General features: G+C 58.1%; 7 protein-coding genes and 2 tRNA genes. 2 read left to right on the top strand and 7 right to left on the bottom strand.

The genetic code is table 11. The annotated features are described in order from the left end of the window. Positions 1–43 precede the first annotated feature (43 nt). From P0111_03865 to P0111_03845, 5 genes are all read right to left on the bottom strand, one after another. Positions 44–3,469, bottom strand: coding sequence for a TM0106 family RecB-like putative nuclease (locus tag P0111_03865; GenBank protein ID MDF0643141.1), 3,426 nt, complete (start codon positions 3,467–3,469; stop codon positions 44–46). Positions 3,470–3,726: 257 nt separating this feature from the next. Further along, the gene (locus P0111_03860) at positions 3,727–4,137 is read right to left on the bottom strand and encodes a hypothetical protein (protein ID MDF0643140.1); all 411 of its coding nucleotides are present in this window, start codon (positions 4,135–4,137) and stop codon (positions 3,727–3,729) included. Between the two features lie 94 nt (positions 4,138–4,231). Next, on the bottom strand, positions 4,232–5,554 hold the full coding sequence (locus tag P0111_03855; protein MDF0643139.1) for a type II toxin-antitoxin system HipA family toxin: 1,323 nt from the start codon (positions 5,552–5,554) through the stop codon (positions 4,232–4,234). Positions 5,555–6,255: 701 nt separating this feature from the next. After that, positions 6,256–6,331: transfer RNA gene (locus tag P0111_03850), tRNA-Lys, on the bottom strand. A 240-nt stretch (positions 6,332–6,571) separates the two neighbouring features. Further along, the gene (locus tag P0111_03845) at positions 6,572–7,885 is read right to left on the bottom strand and encodes an adenylosuccinate synthase (protein MDF0643138.1); all 1,314 of its coding nucleotides are present in this window, start codon (positions 7,883–7,885) and stop codon (positions 6,572–6,574) included. Between the two features lie 258 nt (positions 7,886–8,143). Here P0111_03845 and P0111_03840 point away from each other — a divergent pair. Together P0111_03840 and P0111_03835 are read left to right on the top strand one after the other, a co-directional pair. Beyond that, positions 8,144–8,219: transfer RNA gene (locus P0111_03840), tRNA-Ala, on the top strand. A gap of 308 nt (positions 8,220–8,527) precedes the next feature. Continuing rightward, a complete protein-coding gene (locus P0111_03835; GenBank protein MDF0643137.1) occupies positions 8,528–10,396 on the top strand; it encodes an ABC-F family ATP-binding cassette domain-containing protein in 1,869 nt (622 codons plus the stop codon). 111 nt (positions 10,397–10,507) lie between these two features. On the opposite strand, the gene P0111_03830 is transcribed toward P0111_03835, so the two are convergent. Continuing rightward, complete coding sequence (locus P0111_03830) at positions 10,508–10,897, bottom strand: PilZ domain-containing protein (GenBank protein MDF0643136.1); 390 nt, start codon at positions 10,895–10,897, stop codon at positions 10,508–10,510. A gap of 54 nt (positions 10,898–10,951) precedes the next feature. Further along, the gene (locus P0111_03825; protein ID MDF0643135.1) at positions 10,952–12,247 is read right to left on the bottom strand and encodes a replication-associated recombination protein A; all 1,296 of its coding nucleotides are present in this window, start codon (positions 12,245–12,247) and stop codon (positions 10,952–10,954) included. Positions 12,248–12,347: the final 100 nt, after the last annotated feature.

The raw sequence follows: 12,347 nt of genomic DNA, 5'->3' as shown, positions 1-12,347 counted from the left end.
CAGAATAGGACATGTTTTTACTGGCTCTTTCATCCAGGTACACTCATGGCCGGGCCTCTGAATACTCGGCTAATTTGCAGAACAGATTGATCAACATCATTTCATCCAGCGAGCTTGGGATAGCACGAGCAATCCGAGGATCGGCCACAACGACAGCCATGCACTGGGCGCGCGATATGGCAACATTGACTCTGTTACGATCTAGAATGAAACCCAATCCTCTGGAGCCGTATTCGCCGTAACTCGAACAGAGCGACAGGATGCAGACCGGCGCTTCCTGCCCCTGGAATTTGTCCACACTCCCCACCCGTGCGCCTTGCGGAAGGGTGGTCTTGAGCGCCCGGACCTGGGCGTTGTAGGGCGCGATGAAGAGAAAATCTTCAAGAGCCAACGACCTAGTTTTGCCTTCTTTATCGGTATACGAACGACCGAGCAGCTCGTTGAAGATCGCCTTCACGCGCGCGAGTTCCTCATCACTCTGCTGGGTGTTCCCATCATGCTCGACCGGGCTGAAGACAATGCCGTTCTCTTTCTTGATGAGGCGCTCATTGCCTGGCCGCAATTCGATCCGCTGACGAGAACAGTCGGGATGGGAGTAGAGGCGTCCCTCGTACATGCTTTCAGAGATGAAGCGGCAGACGGAGGGGTGCATGCGGCGAGATTCACCCAAGAACAGGCCGTAATCCGGAGGCACCACGGCATGGAACACAGGGGAGTCTGGTCCGCTGGCTACTGTGTCTTTGAGGGCATACTGCAGCACGGACAGGCCGGCATCACCGGGATGTGCACCCTGGATCGGTTGCTCTAACTGCATCTGATCACCCAGCAGGACGAGGTTCTTGGCGCATCTCGCCATCGCGATGGCATTGGCCAGCGCCACCTGCCCCGCTTCGTCGATGAAGAGAAAGTCCAGAACACCCTCCCATTCCGGCCGACTAAACAGCCACGCTGTTCCGCCTACGACACCTCCTGTATATGCCGATCGCGCGTCATTAGAGCTGCCGACATAATCTATACGCGGATTGGCTTCCAAGAAGCGCAGATCTTGGTCACCGCCGACTTTGATCCCTTGGATATCTCGTCTCCTCTCGCGTTCCGCCTGGCCGCACTCCTCCATCAAATTGACGATCGCCTTGTGGCTGTTCGACGCAATGCCAACTTTCCTATTGGTGGCAAGCAGCGCACTGATCACCCTGGCGGCTGCATACGTCTTTCCTGTTCCTGGCGGACCTTGTATGACCAGACAGCCTCCCGACATCAAGCCAGCGACCCGAATAGCGGCATCGATGGTTGGCTCCCCGGCCACTTGCATCGACCTGGCCGGTGGGCGACGGTCTAACAGCGCAGCGACTGGTGGATGGAGGTGCCCCGACAAGTGCCCAGCCGCGACGGCTGTCAGCGCATCTGGAATTCCAGCCGGTGAGACGAATTCATCCGCAAGCAAAGCACCTTGCGCGGGGAACGTTCCGGCACATTTGGCATCCAAGCTCTTCCTGCCAATTTTCAACCTCAGTCGCCCCGCCGAGGCATCGATCTCTGAGAGCGTAAAGGTGGCGTCAAGATTGTGTGTGAATCGGACCTTGTCGTCACCGGCCAACTTGCACTCCTGGGATGGATCAAAGCTGTAAGTTTGGATGAGTGATTGCTTCTCATTCTCACACGATCCCTGCGCTGTAATCCCTTCGATACAACCCGGATCATCTCGTCGTTCTTCCGGCATGGCAGCGGCTCGATCGAACATTCGCCACCACATCGGCTTCTGCTCGCGTCGGTGAAAATCGATCACATCACCGAGCACCACCGATGCGCTGTCCCCGCTATTCCGAAGTTGTTTGGACGTAGCTAGCCGGGCTATGACTTCCGGTGGCAATTCGCGTTCTTCCGTCTGCGGTGCGACCGAATGCTGAAGCGCTGCGTCAATCTGGTGTTCCTTCGCGACGGTTCTCAACCAGCGAGCCAACTGCGCCGTGGACTGACAATCAACCTCGTTATAGTCCCTGATGCCTTTGAGGATAGGACTCTTGTTCCAGTCTCGTGATTCTTGACTCTCCATCCAACGGTAGTATTGAACGATTGAATCTGCCGCGGTGGCCACCCTCGTCTCCCGCTTTGACCGATACAACAGCTCAACCGATTTGATGGAGTAACTATCTTCCCCAATGATCAGCCCTTGCCGGACGATCCGGAAGAGATCCACAAAGACTTCGTTCCGCAACAACTCGTCCACCTCGTCTTGGCGTGTGTCGTGGCGCGTGCTGAGCCGTCTCACCGCACTCACTTCATAATCGGCGTAATGGTAGATATGCATGCGCGGATGGCTCTTCCATTGGGCATAGACCCAATCGATAAGCCCTTCGAAGGCCCTCTTTTCTTCGTCCCTGTCATGCGCCCACCAGTCCTTAAATTTGTCTGAGCGCGTTGAGGGATTCCACTGGCAGACGCCGAAGAGGTATTCCAGCCCACCAGCTGCCAACGGATATCCCTCCATATCGAAAAACACATCGGCAGGATCGTCTGCTGGAAGCGCCGCAAGCCCGACGAGCTCTCCGTTGTTTCTTATGTGCGACAATACCTCATATCGGGGCGGAGCATCGGCGCTCGTGGTGCGATCAGCCATCGTCCCGCATTGGAGGCGCGCTTGAGCGACCAGCTTTTCGAAAGTATCTTGGTTGAGCCTTGGAATCGTGAGCCCGGTCGCCTGTGCCAATTGGGCCATCGTCGTGATGCCGGCTTTGTTCAGCTTCTTGATCTGGCCCGTCGTGATGTTCGCGATCCGGACGAGATGATCGGACTCCTCGAAAAACTTCTCGGCATGAGTCGTCCATTGGTAGTGATCTGCGCGGGGGAGCGGTTCCGGACGGTCCGCCAGACGGCCAGTGAAAGCTTCCTGCATCTCGAGGAACGATCTTTTGATGTGCCGATAATAGTGGACGAAGTCTTCAAGCCGATGTTCAAGCCGTTCCTTTGTCCCAAGAATGATTCCGAACCGGTCGGAGACCGGTGCTTGAATCACATCGGCGAGCATCTCTGCATAACAGCACAGTTGAATGGCGTAATAGGGTCTCGGAGACTTCGCCAGCTTGGTATCCCAAACTTGGTACCGTCCGCCTGCGTCCAGCATAAGGAAGTCGGCATAGCCGGCGAACTGGCCGCTATGTAAGGCAGCCTGATAAATCACCGCGGATTTGGATTCAATCGCGGAGAGTGTTTCCTGGCGTGCGGTCGCTGAGTTCTTCGTCGAAATTTCGACGACTCCGGCAGGGGCGCTTTTCAATTCCGCAAGAACCGTCCGCTCATGTTCTTGTCCAGTTTGTGCAATCAGCCGGCCCTCCTCACTATCTTCATCGGGCGTGACGGCGTCTGGATTCTCAAGGTAATAGCGATCCATCCAGGAAGCGAAGGGCGAGGCGAGGTAGCGGACGAGATCGCTCGGAGAGTACACCCGTTGGCCATTGACGGTCTTTTTCATGTTGCCCCTGCTTATTCAGAGGTCAGGGAAGGCTCGTCGGATCGGCTGTTGGTCCCCTAGGTCGTGCCCACACTCAACATCTTATTCTTTCCTGATATTCCGGCACACCAACTCAGATAGGCTTTTCCCAACGCCGAGACCGTTTCGTCGAAACACCTGCCGGGAAGGACACCACCCATCAACTATAAAGGGTCGCATACGCGTTCTCCGCTGTCTTTCCAGCGGGCCTGCGAACCAATCTTCCATGCCATCATCGCTTACTTACCCTCGATGCTCCACCCCTTGCCATAAGGATTATTTGGGGAATCAGCCCGATACGGATTCCCCGCGCCGAATTGATTGTTCATGGAGTCAGGAGAAAAGGGAGACCCGTACTGACCAAATGGATTACTCGTGGAATCCGGATCAAACGGGTTCGCGCTCAGCTTGCCGTGGTAATTCCCTTCCCGGTCATAGAGCCGGGGCGAGTCGGTGGCGAAGGGATTGGTCGCTGATTGGTTGCTGAATGGACTGCCATAGGGTCCAAAGGGATTGTTGACGCTGTCGGGATCGAAGGGGTTGCCGGCGCCGAAGGGGTTTGCAGTCGAGTCCGGATCGAAGGGGTCGGCCGAGAGATTACCGAGATATTCGGCCTCCACCCCGCGGGGAACAAGAAGCAGGACGATCAAGAAGAGGATCCTCATGAAGCGACCCCGGCATGATAACCAAGTCTAATCCTACCGGCGGAGAATCAAGATGGCCACTCTCCTCCTGCCGAAAGGCTTATTTTTTCCCTCCAGCCCCGACGGCAAGCAAGTCAATGCGGTTCTTCACGCCCCTGCTGACCGATGCATGGATCGACGCGGGGAACCCCTGGGGTAATGCGCTTTCGACTTTTTGCAGAGCCTTCTCCGCCGAATCCGCTATCTCCGCGAGCACCGCACGGACAACAGATTCCGCCAGGCCTGCCGCCTTCCCGGTCTGCACGAAATGTCGTCCGCGGATCTCACTGATTCTGTAGTGGCAATTTGTGCCAACCGACATGGAGAGCTTCATCTGTTTCCGATCGATCTGTCCCGCATCGAGACTTGGTTGTGCGGTCAGCACGTCGTAGAGCGGCGTCAGGTGATATGTCCCCCCCGGGCCTAGAAAAATACTGAAGTTCTTCGCATGCCCGTCCGTGGCGCCGATCAGCCAGAAGAACATCTGTGCTTTAAAGACGGTCGCCCGGTCGGCAACTGGAGTATCACTGCCTTTCAATAATTCCAGGATCTTCACCAACCCAGGCCCGCCTTCGCTTTGATATTTCCTCGTCGGCGGCACAGATAGCGCCTGGCAGCAATCCTCCTGCGGCAGGCGCAGCAGGCGCCCGTCCTTTGTCCACCGCCGGTCGAACCGCTCAATGACTAGAGCTCGGGTCTCGTTGTAGTCGTGAATCTCCGCCTTGTTGACCGGCAGCCCGAAAGCCGCTCCCAGCTTCAGGCAGTAGAATTCATTCTCGACGCTGTCCGACAGGTTAAGGCCGTTCGGCAATAGACCGATCTGTTTCTTGAAAATATGTGTGGTCGGCGTGGTGCCTGAAGGCTTCCACCACCGGCCCTTGTGCCGAAGCAGCGCGGTTTTTTCCTGCACGCCAGCCACCGAAATACGGAAATCCTCGGCCCGACTCAAGCCGAGCGGCGCCTGTGCCAGCCCCTGCAGCAACCGCTCAATGGCTGCTTCATTGACAGATTCTCCCTTGATGGCACCGTCGCCCTCATATTCATCCTCAACTCCGATGAATTGCAGTGCCCCGACGCAATCCCTACCGATGGCGGCTAGAAGACTATACGCATCCGTTCCGTCTGCACCAACTCGTTCGGCCACGCGCCGGCGCAGCGCATCGGAATCCGGCAGCAGATTATCGAACGCGGCCGTGACTGCTTCGCCTCTGTAGGGATCTTCCCGCAACGGCAGCGACAACGAAACCGGCAGCGCATGCTCCCATGCTAGCCATTCTGGCTCATACCGGAAATCGATCGCGCCAGTGGCCGCCTTGCTCAACTCGCCGACCCGCCGGTTATTGAGGAGTACGAGCAGAGGCGCATGGGTGCGGCGGCGCGGCATCAGAAGATCTCCTCAATATCGGAAGCCCGACTTTTGGATCGCGGCATTGCCCTAAACTCCAGGTCAAGCGCGGCCAGCACGCTCAAGATCGTCTCCAGTGTCGTCGACGGATTCCCTGTCTCGATCAGCGAAATCGTCTCCTGCCGCAGTCCGGCTAGCCTACCGAGTTGCGTTTGACTCCAACCTTGCTTCTTCCGGGCTCGTCGGATCAGGTTTCCAATTTGTCTCGGATCTCGCGCTAGATCAGCCATCAGCACTTCTCCTCTCCAGTTCTCTCATTATGCGCTATTGCAAATAAATCTTCAATATCGTAGATGGCACATATTTCCACTTTATGATCCATTTCTCATATCATTTCTTTATCACTCTTAGCGCATATCTTGTCCACCCGCGTCATGGCGTGGCCCACGTTTATAATCACTGGTTCTATTATGTGACCGTTAGCCGAGCAGCACGAGAAGGTGGGAGGCTTCACGGCGCCCTTCACCGTCCTTCGTCTGCTCACACCGTTGAAGATGCCGTATGAGATGGCAAAGAAGCGAGCACACCCCTATGACCGCGACCTACTCACACGAGAGCCCAGCTCGGGATCACAAGCTGCGCCAGGCTGTCCAACTCCTCCACCAGGAGTTCAAAATGGTCGATGGTTTGGTCGATGAACAGAAGGCGGTCGCGGTGAGAAATCCTCACCACTTGAAAAGTGGTGAGCCGCCTGGGACTCGAACCCAGGGCCCTCGCCTTAAAAGGGCGATGCTCTACCGTCTGAGCTAGCGGCTCACCTATGGCAGGATGTTGAAAAAGACCGTCTGCTTCGTTCTCACATCACTCGGAGGCTCCACGTACGAGAAAAAGTACGCGTCACCCCCTCGCTCGTTGCGGCCTCGCCGAACGGCCTTTTTGAACATCCTGCGAAGCCGTCTTTCTCTTTCTGATTCATGGGCTACTATATTGCCGTGTCTTCCACTCGTTCTGCAACGCCCGCCGACGGTCGTACGACCGGCTCCGGAATAGAACGGCCTAACGAGACCGTTTCCGCGCCGACTGCTTCATCGGGTTCTTCAAAATAATCGTGGCATCCCGCTTGGAGCCGGTGGAGATCATGTCGATCGGACATTCGGCCTGCTCGGCGATGTATTCGAGGTAGCGCTTGGCTTCGGCCGGAAGTCGTGTGAACGCGGTCAATCCGGTTGTCGAGGCCGACCACCCTTTGAACCGCTTGTAGACCGGTTCAGCCTCCTGTAGGGCTTGGAGATCGGCCGGCATATCCTTATAAAGACGCCCTTGATACCGGTAGGCGGTACAGACCTTCAACTCCTTGCAGCCGTCCAGCACATCCAGCTTGGTCAGGGCCACGGATGAAAGCCCGTTCACCTTCGTGGCATGTCGCATGACCACCGCATCGAACCAGCCACAGCGCCGCGGGCGGCCGGTTGTGGAGCCGAATTCTTTCCCACGCTCTTGAAGACCGGCGCCCACTTCATCGGATAGCTCGGTCGGGAATGGCCCGCTGCCCACGCGGGTCGTATAGGCCTTGGCCACGCCGAGAACGGCGTCGATCTTTGTCGGTCCCACTCCACTACCGGTCGCGGCACCGCCCGCCGTCGCACTCGACGAGGTCACATAGGGATAGGTGCCGAGGTCCACGTCCAGGTGGGTGCCTTGGGCGCCTTCGAACAAGACAGTCTTTCGATTATCGATCATCCTATTGACCAGTGTCACCGCATCGACAATGTGACTCTTGAGCCGTTCCGCATAGCCCATATATTGCTGGAAGACTTTTTCGACCTCGAAGCGCTCCACCTTATAGAGCTGCTCCAAGAACCAGTTGATCTCGACCAGGTTCTCTTCGAGTTTCGTGCGAAACGTCGCAGGATTGAGCAGGTCGCCCGCACGGATGCCGATCCGGGACATCTTGTCCGCATAAGACGGACCGATCCCCCGGCCCGTCGTGCCGATGCGGCGGGACCCCTTGGACTGTTCCGAGGCCTTGTCGATGGCTTTGTGGTACGGAAGAATGAGATGGGCACGCTGGCTGATGACGAAATTCTTGCCGATGTGGACTCCCTGCCCACCCAAATGATCCATCTCTTCGATCAGGGCCGCCGGGTCCACCACCACGCCGTTCCCGATGACGCATAAGGTTCCCCGGTAGAGAATGCCTGAGGGAATGAGGTGGAAAATGAACGTGCCGTTCTGATTAATGACGGTATGACCGGCATTGGAGCCGCCCTGATAGCGGACGACCACATCGGCATCGCGGGCCAGGATGTCGACGATCTTCCCCTTACCCTCATCTCCCCACTGTGCACCGATGACGACGAGATTGCTCATTGGCTTCCTGGGTTTTTGGATATGCGCGCGTCCGACTTTCGACGGCGGCGCCGTCCGACTCCTTGCTTGATTGCTCCGATCCGCGTCCCGCAACGGATGCGGTATCGTAGGCGATCAGAACCGGGGCATGGTATGGACCCCTCTAATGTTTGTCAAGGAGCGAAGGGGATTTGTTGACGGGCCGCCGCCTAGGGTGTTAGCATGCGACTTTGTCTGAACACCGCATTTCGATTGAACATTGTTGACAATCTGACGTGTGGGGCTGTGGCGCAGCTGGGAGCGCGCGTGAATGGCATTCACGAGGTCGCGGGTTCAATCCCCGCCAGCTCCACCAAACCAAGCTTGCTCGTGCCGGTCGCTCTTTTGGGCCGTATCGTGATTGCTGCGACCGGATAGAGACTTCAACCCTTGTGGGTTTGTTTGAAATACCAAGCTTGCTCGTACCGTCGGCGATTCATCGGGTTATCGTCATTGACGCCGACGGATAAACACCTCAAGCATCGGGTTCTCAACGTGTTCAACCGGTCTGCGAGTAGCCACACACTCATGAATTCGTTTCCGGTCATGCGCCTCCCTCCCCTACTTCACTTAAGCTGATTCCTTTTCTGAGCGTCTGTTTAACCACCCTAATCGGGTACCGGCATGCTGCAAATTGAGTCTGTCCATAAGCAATTCTCCACCAAGGTGCTGTTCAACGACGCGTCGGCCCATCTGCGTCCTCATAGCCGCGTCGGACTCGTCGGTCCGAATGGAACGGGCAAGACCACGCTCTTCAAGATGATTCTCGGAGAGGAATCTCCGGACGAGGGAGCGATCCGGAAACGGCCGCGATTGCAGATCGGCTACCTGCCTCAGGAGCTCGAAACAATCGTGGGCAAGACGGCGCTGGACGCGGCCCACAGGGACCAGTACCCCGAGCACGAAGCCAAACGAATCCTCTCCGGCCTCGGATTCGGCGAAGCCGACTTCGCCAGGCCGGTCGAGAACCTCTCAGGCGGCTACCGGATGCGTGTGGCGCTGGCGCACCTGCTGCTGTCCAACCCGGACGTGCTCATGCTGGACGAGCCCACCAACCATTTGGACAAGCCCACGCAACGATGGTTCGAGGACTTCCTGCTGAATTCGAAGTTGACCCTGCTGGTCATCAGCCACGATACCGCCTTTCTCGATCGCACCGTGACGCACATCTGGGAATTGCGGGACCGGAGCATCCAGGAATACCGCGGCAACTACACGAAGTTCCGGGAGCTACGGGCCGAGCGCGACGCCCAACTGCAGGCGGCGGCCAACCGGCAGGCCAAGGAAGTGGCGCGGGTCCAGCAGTTCGTCGATCGGTTTCGCTATCAGGCCAACAAAGCTCGTCAGGTTCAGTCACGCATCAAGCAATTGGAGAAGGTCAAGCTGATCGAGCTGCAGCGCGACGCCAAACGCGTGAAGTTCAGGTTCCCGCTACCCTCCACCAGCGGCCGCCACGTGCTGGACCTGGCCGGAGTCGCCAAGCGCTACGGCGAGAAGATCGTCTATGAGTCTCTGGATTTCTCGGTCGAGCGCGGGCAGCGGATCGCGCTGGTCGGCGAAAACGGCGCGGGCAAGAGCACGCTGCTGAAGATGCTGGCCGGCGTACTGCCCTCCGACAAGGGCACGCGTACGGTCGGGCACGGCGTCAGCCTCCATTACTTCGCCCAACATCAGGCCGAAACCCTCAATCCCGAGCATACGATTCTGGAATCCCTGGGCGAAGTCTCCAGTACGGCGGAGACCAATTTTCTCCGGGGACTCGCCGGCGCCTTCTTATTTTCCGGTCCGGATCAAAAAAAGCCGATCAAGGCGCTGAGCGGAGGCGAGCGGAACCGGGTGGCGCTGGCTCGGATGCTGGTCGAGCCGGCGAATACGCTCCTCTTGGACGAGCCGACGAACCACCTGGATCCGGCGTCCGTCGACGTGCTCACCGACGCGTTGACCGAATTTCCGGGCACGATCATCTTTATCTCGCATGATCCTACGTTCCTGACACGCATCTCGACGCGCATCGTCGAAATCGAGGAGGGCAAGGCCAGGAACTTCTTCGGCGACTATGAATACTATTTGTGGAAGAAGGCGCAGGAGCTGGACTCGATCAAAGAGAACAGCGAGGAGTTGGAAGACGCCAAATCCGGCCGGAGCGGGGGGAAGGCCGCTCAGGCAGGTGGGCCGGCTCCGACCAAGGCCATGACCTCCCAATCACAGCCGAAATCCTCGGCCGGAGATCGGCGCGACCTGAACAAGACGCAGGCCCGACTGGAGAAGCAGGTCGCGCGCGCGGAGTCCGACATTGCGGCGCAGGAAGGGCGCATCAAGGAACGCGACCAGGTTCTCGCGGATCCTGCGCTCTACCAGGATTTCGCCAAATGGAACGATTTACACCAGGAGCAGGAGTCCTGGAAGAAGGAATTGGAGCGACTCACCGCTCGATGGGAATCGTTGTCTGCCGAACTCAGCGACGTGAAACAGAAGCTCGAAGCCTTTGCCTAGCGACACAGGGCGGAACGCGGTTGCATCGGCCTGCCGCCTCGGATGACACCTTGTCGTGATGGTTTGTTCGGGAAGCAGCGAAACCGACGCGAGCGCCGCGAGTCAGGTGGGTCAGGACGAGGACTTGATCGTCTCTTCCAGATAATAATACAGCCAGCGGTTCTTCTCTTTCGTGACGACCTCATCCCAGACGACCCCGATCAAGTAGCCCTTTTCCCAAGGCTTGACCCAAGCGACCGCTCCGTCCAGCTTTTCCTGCTGTTCCATACGATCGGAGTCGAGAAACGCCAGGGATACCGTGACCCGCTCACCCATGCCCAGTTTTTCCTTGGCATGGAAGCCGGCTCCGACCTTGTTGACATTGTCTAAGACGGCCGTAATGGCCTTGGAACCGCTTTTGGGAGAGACCAAAGCGGAGCCGACCAGGGTCGCGCGGACGAGCTTGCGTCGTTCGCTGCCGGTGGCTGCGGTCGGAGTTGATTTGGATTCCGACTTTTTCATCGACTACGTATAAGTATAACCGATGGGAAATCTTTGTCCATCGAGAAGATGGCCCTATCGGTCTTTAGGGCGGAAGTAACGGCGGCCCCGGAGGGGCTCGGGCAGATGCGTCTGGTTCGCCGCTGCACCGGGATCGTCATGGACATATCGATAGCCTTTTCCATACCCGTGATCCCGCATCAGCGAGGTGACTGCATTGCGCAAATGAAGCGGAACACCGAGATTTCCCAAGGCTCTCGCGTCGTTCATCGCTTCGAGGAGACCGATGTAGGACGCATTGTCCTTCGCTCTGGTGGCCAGATAAGTCGTGCCCTGCGCGAGGTTGATCTGCGCTTCCGGCAATCCGACGAACTGGACCGCTTGGGCCACGGCCGTGGCCACCAATAGACCGGTCGGGTCGGCATTCCCCACATCTTCGGAAGCGAAGATGACGAGCCTCCTGGCGACGAACTTGGGATCTTCCCCGGCTTCCAACATCCTGGCCAACCAATAGAGCGCTCCATCCGGATCGGAATCCCTTAGACTCTTAATGTAGGCGGAAATCAGATTGTAGTGCTCCTCACCCGCCTTGTCGTAGCGGAGGGTCTTCCTGAGCAGCGACGCCTCCATCACCGCGTCATCGACTCGTCCGACGCCCGTCTCATCCTGGGCGGCCTGTCCCGCGACGAATTCCAGCGCGGTCAACAGCGAGCGGGCGTCGCCGTTCGCGTAGTTCAGGAGCCGCCGCTTCGCCTCGTCGGTCAGTTCCAAATGAAACGCGCCCAGCCCCGATTCAACATCATGGAGCGCGCGGGTCAGGATTCGCTCGAGCGCCTCTTCAGTCAACGGCTGCAGGGCGACGACCAGCGACCGGGACAAGAGCGGCGCGATGACTTCGAAGGACGGATTTTCGGTCGTTGCGCCGACCAGAATGATCGTGCCCCGTTCGACATGGGGAAGAAATGCGTCCTGCTGCGCCTTATTGAAGCGATGGATTTCATCGACGAAGAGCACTGTGCGCCGGCCGCTCGTCGCCGATCGGTGTTCCGACGTCTTGACGATCTCTCGGAGTTCGGGAATGCCGCTGGTCACCGCCGAGAAGGAGACGAAATGCGCCTTCGTGTGCCGGGCGATCAAGGAGGCGAGCGTCGTCTTGCCGCAGCCGGGCGGTCCCCAAAAAATCAGCGACGCCAGACGGTCCGACTCGATCGCCTTGCGCAGGGGACGATCGACGCCGACGACGTCTTCCTGTCCGACCAACTCGTCGAAGGAACGGGGGCGGAGCCGTTCGGCGAGCGGAGCCGCGCCGGCACCCTTGTCCCGACTCTGATCCGCGAAGAGGTCCAGTCGATCGCCTTCGTCACGCGGCATGGAGGATTCTATACGGCTCCTTCAAAGGACTGCAAATCCCGGTAGTGGGTCAGCGTCCGCTTGCGTCTTGCCCACGAAGGCGGGCATCCACTGCTCGATC

The organism is Nitrospira sp. (assembly GCA_029194535.1).
Classification (GTDB): domain Bacteria; phylum Nitrospirota; class Nitrospiria; order Nitrospirales; family Nitrospiraceae; genus Nitrospira_C.
The sequence above is the reverse complement of the archived record's forward strand: the minus strand, read 5'-3'. Positions and strand labels throughout refer to the sequence as shown.

What these genes read in the sequence shown, in the direction of transcription:
- P0111_03845 (MDF0643138.1), bottom strand. Translation starts at nt 7,885, where the DNA reads ATGAGCAATCTCGTCGTCATCGGTGCACAGTGGGGAGATGAGGGTAAG.
- P0111_03830 (MDF0643136.1), bottom strand. Translation starts at nt 10,897, where the DNA reads ATGAAAAAGTCGGAATCCAAATCAACTCCGACCGCAGCCACCGGCAGC.
- P0111_03835 (MDF0643137.1), top strand. Translation starts at nt 8,528, where the DNA reads ATGCTGCAAATTGAGTCTGTCCATAAGCAATTCTCCACCAAGGTGCTG.
- P0111_03855 (MDF0643139.1), bottom strand. Translation starts at nt 5,554, where the DNA reads ATGCCGCGCCGCCGCACCCATGCGCCTCTGCTCGTACTCCTCAATAAC.
- P0111_03825 (MDF0643135.1), bottom strand. Translation starts at nt 12,247, where the DNA reads ATGCCGCGTGACGAAGGCGATCGACTGGACCTCTTCGCGGATCAGAGT.
- P0111_03865 (MDF0643141.1), bottom strand. Translation starts at nt 3,469, where the DNA reads ATGAAAAAGACCGTCAATGGCCAACGGGTGTACTCTCCGAGCGATCTC.